Source organism: Edaphovirga cremea (assembly GCF_003332275.1).
GTDB lineage: Bacteria > Pseudomonadota > Gammaproteobacteria > Enterobacterales > Enterobacteriaceae > Edaphovirga > Edaphovirga cremea.
This window is the reverse complement of the sequence record NZ_QOVA01000005.1, coordinates 261,614-278,250: the sequence shown is the minus strand read 5'-3', so window position 1 is coordinate 278,250 and position 16,637 is coordinate 261,614. Positions and strand designations below refer to the sequence as shown.

The following is a 16,637-nucleotide window of genomic DNA, read 5'->3' as shown; positions in this document are numbered from 1 at the left end:
GCATTAAACAGACTACTCAGAATAAACCAGCTACGTGTGCGGGGATCATAGTTATCGTAGCTCGGATTTCTTTCAGCAATAACCTGTTGCGCGCCATCAAGAAAAATAACCCGGGTTTCTGGCGCAGTGTCTAAAAAACGGATGCTTTGCACCAGCCACTGCGCATTCTCGGGTGCTTCAAATAAAGTGCGATTAACCGTCGTCAAGCGTCGCAGAATAAAGAAATCCCCATTGGAATAAGCGACATAAACTGAACTGGCGTAGTCATTCTGCCGCAATATTACGATGAGCTTACCCACATAAGCCATTCTTTGCTCAACGTCTGACGCTTCCGTGATTGGCATACCGACAAGAATATTAACCGACATCATCATGGTTCTGGTGACCGCATTAAGCTCTGCAGCAATGGCCTCGGCTGTTTTTTGATATTGTTAGTTGGTACTGATCTCGCTCAGTCTGGTCAGTTGGCTGTGATTGAAATAAATAATGATGCTACCGATCGAGATAATCAACAAAGTAAAAAGGGCAGCAATCTGGGTATGCAGGGGATAGCGGTTTTTGAGTTTTATCAGATGGCTTTTCATGATAACAGCCTTGGCGGTACATTTTTTCTACTCCTCTAATCATAGACGACAGGCAGAAAATTGAGCCTTGACCTGCGCGATGTCCGCTCCAATAATGAAGGCCGTTGACTCGGGGTGCCTGCGGATGTCCGTCTGGCTGAGATATTACCCGTATTGATCTGGATTATGCTTTAACTAGTGTTCATAAGGGTTCGGCAATACATGTACCCATCTGCGTACCTAGGTCGATTTTTATGCAAATTAACCCTCACGTTTTGCTCTATTCCAAGCGACTTACCCAGTAAGGATGTATAGGAGCCTAGGTTTGAATTACTGACGCATGTTGTCGTCTGATGGAGCTGCTCAGCTCCAGATGACCTCAGTCGCAAGGTAGTTGTGGATTACTGAACGGACAACTAGTCCTTTCTCCTGAAATACAGAATAGCGATAAATTCCATCTTGTATGCTAATCCATCCGTTAACCAGATCAAGGCCAGTAGCGATCCGCGCCATCATTCTACTACCGACCTCGGGCCATATCGATGAATTGACATCCTCGAAATATTGGCGCTGTTCCGGATTCAGCAGCACTAATGGCATTGCCCATATCTGTTCAGGATCATCCTGCATCGGTTCACCGTACTCGTGAAAAGCATGACCTCTGGCATTTTTTAGAACGATGCGGTGAATGCGTTCTATCTCAGACTGCCAGATAATTTTTTCTGTTCCGTCTGGGCATAGCTCAATACGCTTTGTCGCCTCTATTCGAGCTGCAAACGAAGGATTACGTGCAAGCGCTCGACCGATACTTGAATTTCTCTGCGCGTAAGGAGAGGTGCTGCCGAATTGCACACAACTCAGGAAAGTAAGTGGATTCATTTTGAAAAGTACTAACAGTCTAATCTTAAAGCGGATCTTACCACTCAAGTCAGGTAAAACCGTTTCTATGGGCCTCGCCATTGAAAAAGCGGAGTTCTTGGTCTTTTAAATTTTATGTTCTGTATTGTCCAAGCGATGCGAACTCCGCAGTAGGCAAATGAGAATTTTCTCTCATAGAGATCTATCGGTTTATCATCTATACCTAAGGAGTCTAATTTTATAGCGGCAGGGATCAAAAATGAGAAAGAAAGGCTACTACTGGGCGAAAGATGACAAAGATCTATGGGATAATGTTCATTGGGACGGTGAGGATTGGCGAGCATTTCATGAGACCGATACGCTTACTCAAAGAGAAATGGATTTGATCTACTGCTATCTAGCAGAAACCCCCATTCCGACACCTTCGATAAAGTGAAATATCATCGTTTATAAATTGTGAGCACCGGTGTTCGCTAGGGTTTATCCTTCAAGGTCAAATTGTCACAATGCCCCAAGCGTTGCAGTTACAACAAACCTCCGCCCTCGGTGTGCAATTTGATGAGCATGGGTCGTGTTCGCCGTTTGATATTCCGGTGGTCCTGCTCAATCAGGTTATTCAGGTACTTGCTTTGCCTGACGGTGATAGCCTCCTTTTCACTTTTCGGTTTGTTGATTTCGGTGATGGCAGCGGTATTGGCCCCGCTTTTATCAATAGTCACCACCTCGGGTTCACCGTGATGACGAATGGCCTTGCAAAAGAAGCGCAATGTGGCTGTGGTATCCCGTTTGGCGGTCAGCAGGAAGTCGATGGTTTGACCTGCAGTATCCACCGCGCGATACAGATATTTCCACTGTCCCTTGATTTTGATGGTGGTTTCATCCATGCGCCACCGACGGCCCACTGCGCGTTTATGTCGGCGAAAGACCTTATCCAGCAAGAGCACCAGGCGGATAACCCAACGGTGCAGCGTAGAATGGTCAACGACAATACCGCGCTCTGCCATCATCTCTTCCAGGTTCCGTAAACTCAGTGAGTAAGCCAGATACGAGTGAACACATTGCGCGATAACATCGACGGGGTGATGCAGGCGACTGAAGGCGTTTCGGAGCAGAGACATGGGCAGGCAACATAAAAAACAGCATGTTACCTGACAACTCCTTAATGCGACAGAACCGATTATCTCTAGGTTTAGAGAAAAGTGTTCAAAATTGGTCTTTGAGTTGGTTTTTGAAGTGAAACAGCACACCTGACTTTATTAATAAATTAGCAACATCAGAGCGGCGATTCTCAGTAAGATAATTGGTCGTTTTGGGGCGTTCGGGGTGTTATTAACAGCAACGTTGATCCTGAAGGGCGCTAAATGTGCCACACGTTATGTAGAAAAGCCGCCTGCGAGAATCAGATCCCGTAGGTGGCTCTTTTACATAACGTCATTGTACGAACCAACTCAAATTCTTTCCTCTATGGTCGCTAATGTTCCATAATAAGTTATATAAAGGTAAATTCCTTCTTTGAATTGAGCAGTTGATGTCGAAATCTTTACACCGTAAATCACATTCCCTTGATTTCCAGCACTCCTGACAAAAGCCTCATAGGCTTCTTGATGTTCATTCCTATTTCTTTCCGTGAAATTTCTAATTAGCCCTTTATTTGAAATTTCAATTCTATGTGTATACTCAATAAAACCATGAACGTTAGTAATTCTATAAATTTCAGGTATTACATCTGTACTTAAAGTCAACATACTAAAACCCCTCTAATTTTTAAATAATCTCTTCTCTTTCCAGCACTTCTCTTACTTGTTCAAATATTGCAGATATATTCCCTTTGGGAAATCTTATTTGGCCTAATCCATTAATGTTTGTAAATTCTTGACAACCTTCTTCTAAGAGGACTATAGCTCTTTCAAAACCAAGGCGGCCTTGAAATAATCCCACCTCGTGAATTACATTCATTCTTGCCTGCATACTGCCATCATTTAACTCATCTTCTGCCGTCATGATTAAAAATGCGAAGCATGACTGATCAAGCATTTGAGCTAACCGGGCTATGTTAGTTGTTCCGGCAACAGGTACTCGATTAAATTCGTCATATGGAAGACGTAATTTATCTTTAACGAAATCCTTCAACTCTCGCCATAAGTGAGAGCGGCCATGACCAATGAATATATTTGTGCCGATTCGGTCATCCCTTACCTCTCTTGATTCTATATTACTGATATGGCTACTTAATTTTATTATTTCCTTTTTCAGCTCCATGCATCTATTAAATGACTCTCTTAAAGCAGCTACCTTTGCGATTACAGCTATGTGAGGAGGAGTTTTTAATCCCTGTGACATAGCATCCATGTCTGAACTCAGGAATTTCCCGCTTGGCATCTGAACTTTTACATAGTCCGACTCACGATAGATTTTCATGCCTTCAATCTTTGAAATTAAATCATCAAGAAATTTGTCATCAGATTGGAGCTTGGATTTATTGGCGTATATTGCAGATAACACATTTCCTTTAGATGATTCGAATATTTCAGCAGCATTATCAGCTTGTTTTTTATAGACGTCCAAATCTATGTCACCAGACTCCTTATATATAAGGCCTGTAACACCTTCAAATTTATATTCCCTCCAGTCGCCTTTCGAACCCATTGTATACATATCCCTGAGTCCAAACTGCATACTAAAATTTGCTCCGGGAGGAGGAGATGCAAAATTAGCATAATAAACACGCGACTGGTAACCTAGCCAAGAACCTGACCAGGCTTTACCGATTTCATCCGCAACGTTGACTATTTTTTCAAGCTCACTAAAGTCTTTTTTTGAATAGTCCGGGAGCTGGTCTGCTATTTGTTGAAGCTGTTGTGTGATTGACATCCGTCGATCCTTTTACTTAAAAAACCATCATTTATCTTGAAAGAAAATATCGGATTAACATTGCAATTACCGTAAGCAGTGCTGATTTGAAAACCAGTGACCATTCTAAAACGTCATTTTTAGCTAATAAACAAAGGACCACTGTAGGGATGAACAAGAATAATGCAGCTTTTCCTGCCCAATAAGCGTAGAAAGCATTCCATTCTGCATCTTGTGACATAAACTCTCCTTTGTAATCACTATTGCCTGATAGCACCGCGAAGCGGTTCGGGGTTCTGTGACACCCGAACTTTAGTATGATAACCCATACCACTACATCAGCACGAGAGACATCACCCCGGTAGTAAAACAGACTTTTTTCTGGCATGCGGATTTTGGCAGGTCTGGGGGTAGGTTGGCGATTGCTATATCTCAACGTAGTCCAGAAGGCAGTATTTGTCGGCTCGGCCTTCGAACCAGTCATGGTGAGAGCCATCAATCTGGACAAGTTCACCGAGGCAGTCCCGCTGATAGCGTGGCTGTTAACCCAGGGCTTGCGGCGCAAGCGCGGCACCCAAAGGCCATCGGCGATCATCCAGTTGCGCAGCGTTTCAACTGAGATCTGGAGGTTATGACGTTCGAGAATGAGCCGCTGAACCTGACGCTCACTGAGATTAAGTTGGGTAGCAGCATCGCGAACGAGTGCCTGAAGGTTTTCGGGGTAATGACCGGTAAGCTCAACGTTACCCCGTCACGCTCTGCCCGTTCAACGGCTCCCCGTATCCAGCCCCTAGGGGTTTCATCACTGACCGGCTCGCCTTTTTTGTTCACCCATAGCGGCTCATGCTTCTTCGGTCTGAACGTCGCAAAATACTCCCGCAGCCGTGCCACGTAATCCGCATCCAGGAGCGGCACAATGCGTTTAAGTGCCTGTCCATTTTTCGGACGGCCTTTGCCAATGGTGCGTTGCTTCAGGGTCTTGAGCACCACGAACGGCGTCACCGCATCAAGATAAAAACAGGCCGGGGTCAGTGCCAACGCTTCGTTTAAGCGTGCGCCAGTGTTCCACATTGTCTCGATGAACAGACGTTGGCGCAGATCCGGGAAGTAGGCCAGCAGCACCGCAATTTCAGGGGCCAGTAAATAGAGCGGCAATTCGGCATCGCCGGAAGCCAGCACCATATTTCGCAATGCCAGCGCATGACTGTAATGAAAGAACGGGACCGGAGGGCTGATCGCGCTACGTGAAATCTGCTCGTTTTCGTGAGGGATAACGCTCAACATTTTAAAATCTGCAATCTGCAATCTGCAATCTGCAATCTGCAATCTGGACTGGATCGGATTATTTTGACGCAATCGGCGGCGATGGTCGATCACAATAAATCGGTGATCGGTCATTTTCGAAACGGGCTATTTTTTGGGAGTTTCCGGTACTGGAGGGATAAAGCCAATAAATGCGGGGTGGCGATCGGGACGTAACGCGCCCGACACGCCCCGATCGCCTGTCCTAATCGGTATGCAAGCCACTGAGACATAACGGATTATAGCAGATATTCAGGGCGTGAGTCGAGAAGTTGGCACTCTGCGGGTAAAGCCAATCGAACACAATACGCAAGGACTTGAAGTGCTGGCTATTTGATGCCACGACGATAAAATCAGCAAGCCGTCAGGTAAAATGCACATACCACGATGGATATATACAGCATTGAAAAAGGAAAAATTCATGAGAGAGCCTCTGCATCCAAATAAGGTCAATAAATTGAAAGATATTATAAAATCATGTTTACTTGATACCTATATAGAAAACGACCAGTTAAATTTTGGTAAAAGCACAGAGAGTTATGATAAAAAGGCAGATGATATTGGTAAACACATAGAGAGATTGGAATCTCTGAAAGATGAATTAAATAAGCACAAAAGCTATAAAATTGATCTATACATCATATTCACCGCCTATGACGATGCGATTTTTTACTATTTTCACTACATCAACGCGAAACAAACCGAAAACCTCTTGCTCAAAGACTTGCCAGAATGTGACTTAACTAAGTTGACAGACTTTATATTTACTTACTTCCAGCAGATACCCGGCAATAATACTGTGACGTTTTTCCTGAAACATATCTCATTACCTATCGTCACCACAGATCACATTACAGTCGAACGGCAAGCCGATCCAAGTTCCGGTCAAAATGACAAAAATGTAACGACGGTGACTGTTACATCAAAAGGCTATTATACGCCATTTAGTGACGACTCCTTTATGAAAGAACCTTACCTGGCATTAAATATTTTTGTTTATTTCCTTCTAACCAAAAAAATATTACAACATTTGCCAATGTTATTTCCCCAAGGGCGCAGTATACATCGACACGCAATAAATAAACATGAGATTGATGTCTTTCATGTTGAGATAACTAACCTAGACTATCAAAAAGAAATCCAAAGCCATACCCTACCGCTGGCAATGTCAAAATACCTTAGTGATCTAAAAAATATTAATGTTAGTAAAGACAATAACGGTTTCGATGCTTGGGTTGAAACAATCACAACCATCGTAGAATCTACGGATAGTCTTTTGGCCAATGATACCCCTGAAGCCAAGCGCATTAAATCCGCCATTGACTGGTATATGAACTCCAAATTTATGACCGACAATACCATGTCATTCATTCAAATCTGCATGGGGTTAGAAGCGTTACTGGGCGAGGGGGATAAAAATGAAGGCAACCTGACCAGCGCCTTAGCCGACAGATGCGCGTACCTGATAGGCAAAGGAATGGCTGACCGACGTCAGATTAAAGCGACGTTTAAGAAAATCTACACTTTAAGGTCAGAGATTGTGCATGGATCGACAAATCAACTGACATTTTCTGACCAGAAATTATCATTTACGGCTTTAACCTATCTCAATACTATCATTCAGAAGGAATTGCGGTTTTTGATAGATTTACAGGTAGGAGTCGATAAGTGACCTTTAAGTTAAGTCCACAGTAAAAGCCCCAAAACGAAATTTGGGTTTTACTGTCTGTTCCCAGCGAATACTCTTTACCTTACACGAAAGATTATTACATCAACATCTTCATCGAATTCAGGATGGGAAGGATGTGTCCTTACAATATGATAATCACGTGAGTTTTTTATTTTCATGTAGAGCTGTAAGAAATTTTCTGTTCCATTTCTGTTGTTGCCTTCGGCGATGTATTGTCCTTCCTTATCTTGCTTGATGGTATAAAAAGGAGAGGGGGAGGCCGTTATATCTAACCTGAGAGAACTCCTGGCTGTAAAAGTGAACTATTGTTAACACATCCGGAGTGTGTTGTAAATTAAACCTCTGCTTGTAGTAGACATTATCAGGATCAGGATCACCTTGATTATTCATTAAAAATGAGTCACTCGTTCTGCCCCACCAAGTAAGGGGCATTGGGCGTCGCACGCAGTTATTCTCGATATCTCTCCCTTTCATTTGCAATTGCAACAAACCCAAGATGGGCAAGATCATCGTATGACGATTTATCTTGTTGGTTGGCGTCATTGTTGCTTTTAGCTGGAATGTTTTGCGTTACCTTTATCAACTTAATAGTTACCATTATTTCAACCATTTTTTCCGCCTCCTTTCTTCGACCTTAAAAAATTCAATTATGTAGTATTCCGTGATTACTCTACATTTTAAAGCAATCATTATCAATGGCGATGATAAAAATAAATATATATTTCTCACCGTCAAGAATTGTTATGAATGCACAATAGATAACAGCGTTTTTTGAATTATATAAAGAAGTAATGAACAATCTGATGGCATTTAGTGTGCTTCTGGGAGTCTGTAGACAACCCCCAAAATGAGGAGACCGGTGCCACCTGAGTAAGTTAGGCGGTACAGAAAAGTATTGGGTACTTTTCGGGTAAATCCCAATCTGTGAAAGGAAGTGTGCAGCCTGGCGTGAACCACCTCATGAGCTGCGGCTTCTAAACCTAAAGAAAGATAAATCCCTTCGTTGTCAGCAGGGGTCGGACCCCTAAAGGAACTGTGAGGTTATATTTAACAATATTATTTGCTTCATCGTAAGTCTCGTCTAATTCTAGAGTAATTTCCCTATTGCATAACTCAGGAATATTACGGCAATGACTGGCGATGATATTGGCCACATTATAGATTGATGTGTATAAATCAAACCCTCCCGAATATAATTCGCCTTTATGCGGGAATTGAGGGTCATTCGCAAACCCGTCTAAATCATCAAAAACATAGCTTAAATCATGGCAGTAGTTAATGAATGATTTCTTTTCGTCGAGTTTCCAAGGTTGCACCTTTCCAGACATGAATTCCAGTAAAGCCTTAGCAACAGTATGGATGGGTATAATAATCATTTCAGTATGACTAAAAAAACCTGCCAATCCAGTATTACCGATGGTCAGTTAATGGAGATCGAATTTGAGCAAGCAGTGGCACCGTTGCAATTGTTTGCACTCTACTCAAACAGTCGATATCTGCCCGCCAAGCCAAGAACGTTAATTGATTTCATACATCAGAGATTGGGTCATATACCCTTGACGGATTGTGGTTAAAAATGGGCTTAACTTACCATACTTTTCGATATCCAAACTGACCCCATTTATACCGAAGGAAAATTCTCCAGTGACTTTCGGCGAACGAAGCACGAAACATTTATGCGATAAGCGTCACGTTTTTGTTGAGTAAAATATATTAGGTTAACTGATATATTAAGTTTTTCGTAAAGATGAGTCAGTAAAATTAAACAAAGGAAATGTTGATGAAACAGATAGATGATGCATTATTAAAGCATGTTTCAGGTGCTGGCAGTAACAACGGTAACAACGGTGGGGGACAAGGGTCCAACAGTTCATGTTCTGGTAGTAGTTCATCGTCCAGCTGTGGGTCATCAGGCAGCAATTATCAGGGCAACAGTTACCAGCAGTCGAACCGAGGAAGCGGAAGTCAGGCCTATAATTTTGGTCAGGCTGGCTCCTTAGGCAGCAGTGGAGGTTGCACTGGTGGTGGACGACCAGGAAACGGTAAAAATTAATTTTTAAACAATTGCAATGTGGGGGAGTGAAAACTCTCCCGCTTTTTAATTTTGAATATGTAAGGATAACTTATGAAAGACTATGTTTTATTTTTCAATGACAAAACCTACATGCTAGTTGAATTGGCAAAATTAAAAAGATCAAAAGCCGACAAATTAGCAGATGAAGGATATGCAAGGGTCGACTTTAAAGCACAAAGTCGAGAGGATGCAATCCTTAAAGCTAACGAATTGACAGGCATAAACACAAACAGCCTCAAAGATTTTAGTGGGGATGTCGGGTTTTCAACAATCATTGAATCACTCTTGAGATAAAATTTTTACACCTAATAATTTAACACCTCAGTTCAGGGAAATAATTATATATGCTAAGCTGTTCGGTTGAGGAGAAACTAACAGATACGTGCGCTAGAACAGATGAGTTTTATAAAGAATTATCATCTTTGCGACTTGACTTTAATAAAGTAAAAGTGCCGGATATTCTTCATTTTGTCTGGATTGGGCCTACCATTCCTGATGTAGAGTTATATATCCGCGTATGGAAATTTTCCAACCCAGAAAAGAATATAATTCTTTGGCAGGATGAAGAGTCAGAAATATGTAAACATTTTCAAGAGTGTTTGTATTTGAATATTTCAAAGATGTATCCAGATAAAGATGAAATGGAAGATAAGTTATTGCAGATTCGTAATGAAGCCTTCTATTACATCTGGAATGATGGGTTAAGGGAGTCTGAATTCAATATTCTGGCTATGGAATTTTTGAATAAAAACAAAATTACACATCAACCTTATGTTTCAAAAAATTCGATAACCATCCCTAAAAATATAAAACAGAAAAAAATAAGAGATCTTTTCCATGGTGAACATGATTTGCTGAGAAAAGCATATTATTGCGAGCTTATCCTTCGTGGGAACTTGGCATGTGCAAGCGATATTATCAGGCTTCTAGCTTTAAGGAAGTATGGGGGGGTTTATATTGACGTGGATACCTTGCCTGATATAAATATTAATTTCATCAACACAAACTCTTATCTTAAAGAAAGGAGTTTGTTAGAAAATGAATCTTTAAGCATACTCAAATCAGCTGCTTTTTTATTAAAATTTGAAGGAAGAAAAGATTTTCTAGAAGCCATTAAATATTTTTCACTAACGTTACCGGATGTTGACGAGAAAACAAAAAAAGACGTAATTGAATTTATATGTAAAGATCTACACGAAGACTACAGGTTGCAACTTCAGGCGTTAGGTGATGTGTATGTATATAAAGGACTGGTATCTCTAAGCACTCTTCCCTTTATGGAAGGGATTTTTTTCAGTAATATCATCTGCTCAGAAGCCGATTCTAGGCTGAATCGTTTATTATTGAAAAAAATAATCCGTTCATACAAGCATATTGAGGAAAGCGGACAACTCTTTTCATTCCGATCTGACCCAGAAAAAAGTAAAATCAATTCATTTCTGCCAATTCAATATCGTAAGGATCGCTTGGATGACTCAACTTATGCCACGATGAAGCTTACGGGGCCAGACATGATTGTTCAGACTATTATTCGCTTTCTACGAAAAATTCTAATAGTTAAAGGTACTGTTAATTTAAATGATTTAGTAAAAAAACTACAAAACGAGTCTACTGGTATAGGGATTACACGACAAACACTTGATACACCATTCGGCAGAATTTCAGAGTGGAGAAAGTGAAATGCAATATTTTAACAAATGTATTAGCGTAGTCATCATAGCAGATAACAATTCTGAATATCTTAACAGGGCTATAAATTCCGTAGATAAACAAACCGATGAAATCATAATCGTTAATACAAGTAACTCTGCGTTAAATTTAAACTATAAAAGTTCTGGCGCAATTATTAATGTTCATCATTTTCCATGGTGCAATGATTTTTCAGCAGCTAGAAATTATGGGATTGAAAAAACAAACAGTGAAATTTGTTTTATGCTGGACTCTGATGAATACCTATCGCAGGATTCTCAAAAAAATTTCAGGTCTGAGGTTTTAGAATTATTCAATACAGACAGTGAAGCACTTTACTCGCCATTGATTAACAACCTCAATGGTCAGTTATTACGCAATAACCCTCGCTTGTTTAGAATAAGAAAGGGGTTACGTTATGTAGGATGTGTACATGAATATCTATTTGAGGAGAATAGCAAAAATATCCATACCCCATCAATAATCATTGAGCATACAGGCTACCTTGGTAAACTTCTCTGCGAAGAAAAAAAATTGAGGAATAAAGTGTTGTTAGACAGGCAAATTATAGCCGAGCCTGAAAATTTAAGGTGGAAATTTTTTTTATTAAGATACATTGAGAAAACGGATCCAAAACGAATTGATATAATGAGATTTTTTTTTCACAAGCATCTTCCCTTTGATACAGAACATGAAGTTTACTGTTTGAATGTTGTGTGCAGATACATGATCGAAATGCTTGATGAAGGATTGTATGAAGAGGTGTTAAACAAATCCTCTGATGTAATCGTTCATTATCCATGCAAAGAAATAGCAAAGATTTATGCCGCAGCACACTTTCTTTTACATAAAGATTCTCCTGCAATGTATAAAAAAATAGATGATTACATTAGCAACATCGAACAGTTATCGAGTGATGAGTTCATCACCGAAGTAATAAGCCCTCAGTCTTTCGAGAGAATAAAATCTGAAATTCGTTGTCTATTAGAAAAATAGTTTGACAATATAAGTGGAGCTATTGTGTTTCGAAAAGAAGTCTATGATGTAAAGGGAAAAAACTGGAGTGGTCATGCCCTGTTGATCAGGGGAATTCCAGCATGGCTAGTATCATTTATTATAGGTTTATTGCTATGCATTTTCATTTTATTCATTACTTTTGGAAGCTATACCAGAAGAATGATTGTGTCCGGTGAAGTCACCTCTCATCCTCGTGGAATAATTATATACTCCGGTGTCCAAGGTTTTGCTTCGGAAATAATCGCTTCGCCCCATGGTTTTGTGAAGAAGGGTGATGAACTGATGAGAATAGATGTAAGCAAGAGCACCCGACATGGTTCTTATAACTTAGGCCAGAGGAATGATTTAGAATCACAGATAGAGAAAGTTAACAGCATTATATCAGGGTTAAAAAAAAACAAGGAGGTTACTCTTAATACCCTTAAAGTTGAACTTGAACAGTATATATCCGCGCTCGAATTGTCCTCCAAAATTTTGTCACGTGCTGAGGAGGGTGGCATGATTATGAAAAGAAACTATGATGATTATAAAAATTATCATTTGAGAAGACTGATAACAAAGGATCAATTATCTAGTCAGGCCACAACCTATTTCCAACAACAAAATAGTATTTCAGACCTGATGAGCATTAAGGGAAATTATGAGATTCAAATATCTAGAATTAATAGTGAAATAAAAACACAGTCATCGGATTTTGATAATAAAATATATCAGTTCGAAATGCAGGAGTTAGAATTAAAACGAGACGTCTCGAAAAATGATGTCGATGGAGAATTTGTTGTTAGAGCCGCATCTGATGGCTTTGTTGATTCAATCAGTGTAACTGAGGGCCAAATGGTAAGAGAGGGCGACAGTCTTTTTCAACTCAAGCCCGGTAAGGTTGATTCTTTCTATGTGATTTTTTGGGTTACCAACGAAGCGCTACCTTACATCAAAACAGGCGATATCGTAAACATTCGCTATGATGCGTATCCTCACCAAAAGTATGGGCAGTTTTCATCACGTATAGTTTCCATATCTTCTACTCCCGCGTCACCTCAGGAAATGCAAACGTACAGAGGAGCACCCAGTATAGCTGCAAATCCTTCTACACCTTATTATAAAGTGTTAGTTAGACCACTGAAGCAACACATTAAGATAAAATTAAAGACATATAATTTTGAAAATGGAATGAAGGCGGAAGGAACCTTGTTTCTTGAGGATCGTAAAATTTATCAGTGGATTTTCTCACCATTCTACGAAATGCATATAAGCGCTAAAGGTCCTTTAAATGAATGATACAACCCTTCTAGGTTTCTTTGAAAAATTAGAATTTAAATTAAGACGAAAAATACCTGTAGTTCACCAGACTGAATCATCAGAGTGTGGTCTTGCCTGTCTTTCGATGATTTGTAGTTATTATGGAAAAACAATTGATCTCATCTCGCTGAGGCAGAAGTTTAATCTTTCTGCACGTGGGACATCTCTTGAGTCAATTAACCATATTGCCAATCAGTTAAATATGTATACGCGTACATTCTCCCTCGAAATTTCAGAGTTAAATCAGCTAAAGTTGCCTTGTATACTTCACTGGAATCTTAACCATTTTGTTGTTTTGACCGGTTTTAAAAAGAACCATTTCATTATTCATGATCCTTCTCAAGGTAAGCGCTATGTCAGATTATCGGAAGTATCAAGGTGTTTTACCGGTATAGCAATGGAGTTGTGGCCAGCTGCAAGTTTTCGTTCAGAAAAAATAACCAAACGTATAGAAATAAAGTCTCTGGTAAAAAACATTCAAGGGTTAAAATCCACTCTCGTTAAAATTTTTTTTTACTCATGTATTATTGAATTTATTAGTATATTAATGCCAGTAGGAACTCAGTTGGTTATGGACCATGTAATTCCATCTTCTGACAGTGGCCTTCTGTCGCTGATATGCACTGCTCTCATATTTTTCATAATTTTAAGAACAGCGGTGACAGTATTCCGAACATGGACAACTCTCATTATGGAATCATTAATTAATGTACAGTGGCAATCAGGACTCCTAAGCCACCTTCTTCGACTTCCGCTTACTTATTTTGAAAGAAGGAAAATGGGTGACATTCAATCGAGGTTCTATTCTCTCGATATTTTAAGGGAAATGTTTACGGGTAGTGTTGTAGGTGCTTTGATGGATTTCATAATGGTCACTGGGGTTCTTATCATGATGTTCGCCTATGGAGGTTACCTAACTTTAGTAGGACTATTTTTTACAACTCTTTATATTCTTCTTCGACTTTCAACTTATAATCGTTATCGTCAGCTCTATGAAGAATCTCTTGTTAACAAGGCTCGTGCTGGTTCCTATTTTATGGAAACATTATATGGCATTGCCACTATAAAAATGCAGACAATGTCGGATCTGCGCAGTTCTCAATGGCTTAATCTTGAAGTGGATACTATTAATTCTGGAATAAGAATTACTAAGATGGATACGCTTTTCAGCACTTTACTTACTTTCATCTATGCAAGTGATAATATTATTATACTCTGGATGGGTATTAATTTGGTGATGGATAATAAAATGACTATTGGTATGTTCGTTGCTTTTGGAGCATTTCGCTCCCAATTTTCTGAGCGAATTACATCTTTGGTCGGTTACTTACTCCAGCTTAAAATGATGAGCTTACATAATGAGAGGATCTCGGACATTGCATTAACAGATACAGAAGATGAAATTAGTGAAGCTTCTAAAATATTATTTGATGGAGCCGTTAGCCTTGAGTGCCGTGACCTGTCCTTTAAATATGATGACTATGCAAAACCTGTTTTCAGTAATTTAAATTTCGCTATTAGTCCTGGAGAAAGTGTCGCTATAATCGGAGCATCTGGAGCTGGCAAGTCAACTTTAATGAAGGTTATGTGTGGTTTATTTACCCCTACCTCCGGAAAAATTATAGTTAATGGTGAAGAAATTAAAAAAAATGGAATTAATAATTACCGAAGGTTAGTTGGTTGCGTCATGCAAGACGATAAGTTATTTGCAGGATCCCTAAGGGAAAACATCTGTGGTTTTTCTGAATCCATAGATGAAGGTTGGATGATTTCATGCGCCAAGTCGAGTTACGTTTACGAAGATATAATTTCTCTTCCCATGGGATTTGACACTCTCATTGGTGAACTAGGTGAAGGTCTTTCTGGTGGCCAAAAACAACGCATATTTATTGCAAGAGCTCTTTATCGTAAGCCCTCGATTCTTTTTCTTGATGAAGCAACCAGTGCATTGGACAACGTAAGTGAAAGTTATGTTAATCAGGCCATAAAATCCATGAATATTACCCGCATTATTATTGCTCATCGTGAAACTACTATATCAAGCGCTGATAGGGTTATTAATCTTAACTAGCTTTCAAAAAGCTGGAAACACAGTTTCGTGAAAATGATTAATATTCGGGGTGAGTATTAATTTAAGATACATAGGTGGGACAGCTTGGCTTAGTTTTCTTTCAGCTCTTTGAAGATGGCCCTTACAGGACCAGCGGGAGCATTTGAACAGAAACTTACGGTTTCACTCTCTGTGGGGCATTTAAACCGTAATTTCCTGAATGTGAGCTAAGAATGCTTTGATGCCGGCAACCAGCGATACAGTGTTGGTACAGAAACACCGAGATCTTTAGCTACGTCTCTGGGAGGGATACCGCTGGCTAATAATTTTTTAGCCGATTCAATTTTACTGCTGGTCATTTTGGGTTTTCGCCCACCTTTACGGCCGAGCTGTTTTGCTGTATCGAGCCCGGCTCGGGTTCGTTCGATGATCAACTCTCGTTCCATTTCTGCGAGGCTGGTCATAACATGGAAGAAAAAGCGGCCCGCCGGTGTTCCGGTATCAATAGCATCAGTGAGACTTTTGAACTGAATGCCCTGTTTGTGTAGGTCGCCAACCATATCAACAAGCTGTTTTACGCTACGACCCAGACGATCGAGTTTCCAGACAACCAGCGTGTCGCCTTCACGAAGCATTTCCAGTGCCCGGCTTAGTCCCGGACGTTCAGCTCGTACTCCGCTGATTTTGTCTTCATAAATTTTTTCGCACCCGGCTCTGGTCAGGGCTTCTGTCTGTAAATCAAGGTTCTGATCCTGCGTGGAAACTCGCGCGTAGCCATCATCATACGGCAGACCATCCGAAGGTGTGCATCCACGGCCAGATTTCCTGCCCTTGTCTGTTCTTCACCTTCTTCACGATCTCTGTTGAAAGCCGATGATCAATTCCAGTCAGCAAGTGGCGCTGACGGTCAATGATTTGCCCCCGAGCATCAAAATTCCGTTCACTGAAAAGGTCTTCGGAACATTTCATCAACGAAGCCCGCTCGGTCATAATACTGGAGTGGTTAAATAGCCAGCGTACAAATGCTAGCGCTTCAGGATGACGGAACCACAACTCACCGTACATTTCGATATAGTCCGTCGCCATTTCCGGTTCGGCAAAATTAGTCCCGTGCCATATCGCTAACGGCTGCGGGTGGAATATGGCGATAGACTGGTTATTGGCAAAAAAGTGATTGCTGAGTAGCAATTCACCACCACTCAGGCATTCACTTTCCAAACGTGAGCGGCTACTTCTTTGATCGCA

Annotated in this window: 17 protein-coding genes and 4 pseudogenes; 9 read left to right on the top strand and 12 right to left on the bottom strand. The window is 40.5% G+C overall.

The features are described 5' to 3' along the window. Window positions 1-11 precede the first annotated feature (11 nt). Window positions 12-584: pseudogene (locus DRI82_RS24740) on the bottom strand (HD domain-containing phosphohydrolase); the annotation flags it as partial. Window positions 585-926: 342 nt separating this feature from the next. After that, the gene (locus tag DRI82_RS09955) at window positions 927-1,490 is read right to left on the bottom strand and encodes a hypothetical protein (RefSeq protein WP_157968044.1); all 564 of its coding nucleotides are present in this window, start codon (window positions 1,488-1,490) and stop codon (window positions 927-929) included. Between the two features lie 190 nt (window positions 1,491-1,680). On the opposite strand from DRI82_RS09955, the gene DRI82_RS23835 reads away from it, so the two are divergent. Then, entirely contained in the window at window positions 1,681-1,857 is a 177-nt protein-coding gene (locus DRI82_RS23835) for a hypothetical protein (RefSeq protein ID WP_157968043.1), read from the top strand. Between the two features lie 124 nt (window positions 1,858-1,981). On the opposite strand, the pseudogene DRI82_RS09950 reads toward DRI82_RS23835, so the two are convergent. The 6 genes and pseudogenes from DRI82_RS09950 to DRI82_RS09925 all read right to left on the bottom strand — a co-directional run. Continuing rightward, window positions 1,982-2,539, bottom strand: a pseudogene (locus DRI82_RS09950) (IS6 family transposase); the annotation flags it as partial. A gap of 330 nt (window positions 2,540-2,869) precedes the next feature. Further along, a complete protein-coding gene (locus DRI82_RS09945) occupies window positions 2,870-3,166 on the bottom strand; it encodes a hypothetical protein (RefSeq protein ID WP_114193329.1) in 297 nt (98 codons plus the stop codon). A gap of 19 nt (window positions 3,167-3,185) precedes the next feature. Continuing rightward, window positions 3,186-4,292 (bottom strand): TIR domain-containing protein, encoded by a 1,107-nt coding sequence (locus DRI82_RS09940; protein ID WP_114193328.1) that lies wholly within the window; start codon window positions 4,290-4,292, stop codon window positions 3,186-3,188. 31 nt (window positions 4,293-4,323) lie between these two features. Next, a complete protein-coding gene (locus DRI82_RS09935; RefSeq protein ID WP_114193327.1) occupies window positions 4,324-4,512 on the bottom strand; it encodes a hypothetical protein in 189 nt (62 codons plus the stop codon). Window positions 4,513-4,702: 190 nt separating this feature from the next. Beyond that, a pseudogene (locus tag DRI82_RS24025) lies at window positions 4,703-4,905 on the bottom strand (ISNCY family transposase); the annotation flags it as partial. Continuing rightward, window positions 4,863-5,669, bottom strand: coding sequence for a tyrosine-type recombinase/integrase (locus DRI82_RS09925; RefSeq protein WP_245956808.1), 807 nt, complete (start codon window positions 5,667-5,669; stop codon window positions 4,863-4,865). The pseudogene DRI82_RS24025 and the gene DRI82_RS09925, both read right to left, overlap by 43 nt. Before the next feature lie 325 nt (window positions 5,670-5,994). Between DRI82_RS09925 and DRI82_RS09920 the strand changes: the two genes are divergently transcribed. Further along, window positions 5,995-7,245, top strand: a complete 1,251-nt coding sequence (locus DRI82_RS09920; RefSeq protein WP_114193326.1) for a HEPN domain-containing protein — start codon at window positions 5,995-5,997, stop codon at window positions 7,243-7,245. A gap of 466 nt (window positions 7,246-7,711) precedes the next feature. Here the strand turns inward: DRI82_RS09920 and DRI82_RS23830 are convergent, their stop codons facing one another. Beyond that, entirely contained in the window at window positions 7,712-7,873 is a 162-nt protein-coding gene (locus tag DRI82_RS23830; RefSeq protein WP_157968042.1) for a hypothetical protein, read from the bottom strand. 370 nt (window positions 7,874-8,243) lie between these two features. Beyond that, the gene (locus tag DRI82_RS09915) at window positions 8,244-8,591 is read right to left on the bottom strand and encodes a hypothetical protein (RefSeq protein WP_157968041.1); all 348 of its coding nucleotides are present in this window, start codon (window positions 8,589-8,591) and stop codon (window positions 8,244-8,246) included. A gap of 54 nt (window positions 8,592-8,645) precedes the next feature. Here DRI82_RS09915 and DRI82_RS24300 point away from each other — a divergent pair. The 7 genes and pseudogenes from DRI82_RS24300 to DRI82_RS09885 all read left to right on the top strand — a co-directional run. Continuing rightward, a pseudogene (locus DRI82_RS24300) lies at window positions 8,646-8,837 on the top strand (LysR family transcriptional regulator); the annotation flags it as partial. Window positions 8,838-9,043: 206 nt separating this feature from the next. After that, complete coding sequence (locus DRI82_RS23825) at window positions 9,044-9,316, top strand: hypothetical protein (protein WP_157968040.1); 273 nt, start codon at window positions 9,044-9,046, stop codon at window positions 9,314-9,316. Window positions 9,317-9,388: 72 nt separating this feature from the next. Beyond that, entirely contained in the window at window positions 9,389-9,631 is a 243-nt protein-coding gene (locus DRI82_RS09905; protein ID WP_114193324.1) for a hypothetical protein, read from the top strand. A 50-nt stretch (window positions 9,632-9,681) separates the two neighbouring features. Beyond that, window positions 9,682-11,016, top strand: a complete 1,335-nt coding sequence (locus DRI82_RS09900) for a TcdA/TcdB catalytic glycosyltransferase domain-containing protein (RefSeq protein ID WP_114193323.1) — start codon at window positions 9,682-9,684, stop codon at window positions 11,014-11,016. A gap of 1 nt (window position 11,017) precedes the next feature. Continuing rightward, window positions 11,018-12,022: a glycosyltransferase gene (locus DRI82_RS09895; RefSeq protein ID WP_114193322.1), complete on the top strand. Its 1,005-nt coding sequence runs from the start codon at window positions 11,018-11,020 to the stop codon at window positions 12,020-12,022. A gap of 24 nt (window positions 12,023-12,046) precedes the next feature. Further along, window positions 12,047-13,321 (top strand): HlyD family secretion protein, encoded by a 1,275-nt coding sequence (locus tag DRI82_RS09890; RefSeq protein ID WP_114193321.1) that lies wholly within the window; start codon window positions 12,047-12,049, stop codon window positions 13,319-13,321. Continuing rightward, window positions 13,314-15,413, top strand: coding sequence for a peptidase domain-containing ABC transporter (locus DRI82_RS09885; RefSeq protein WP_114193320.1), 2,100 nt, complete (start codon window positions 13,314-13,316; stop codon window positions 15,411-15,413). The genes DRI82_RS09890 and DRI82_RS09885 overlap by 8 nt, the downstream gene beginning before the upstream one ends. A gap of 206 nt (window positions 15,414-15,619) precedes the next feature. Here the strand turns inward: DRI82_RS09885 and DRI82_RS09880 are convergent, their stop codons facing one another. Together DRI82_RS09880 and DRI82_RS09875 are read right to left on the bottom strand one after the other, a co-directional pair. After that, window positions 15,620-16,183, bottom strand: coding sequence for a recombinase family protein (locus DRI82_RS09880; protein ID WP_114193319.1), 564 nt, complete (start codon window positions 16,181-16,183; stop codon window positions 15,620-15,622). Continuing rightward, window positions 16,173-16,610, bottom strand: coding sequence for a hypothetical protein (locus DRI82_RS09875; protein WP_211317644.1), 438 nt, complete (start codon window positions 16,608-16,610; stop codon window positions 16,173-16,175). The genes DRI82_RS09880 and DRI82_RS09875 overlap by 11 nt, the downstream gene beginning before the upstream one ends. Between the last annotated feature and the right edge of the window lie 27 nt (window positions 16,611-16,637).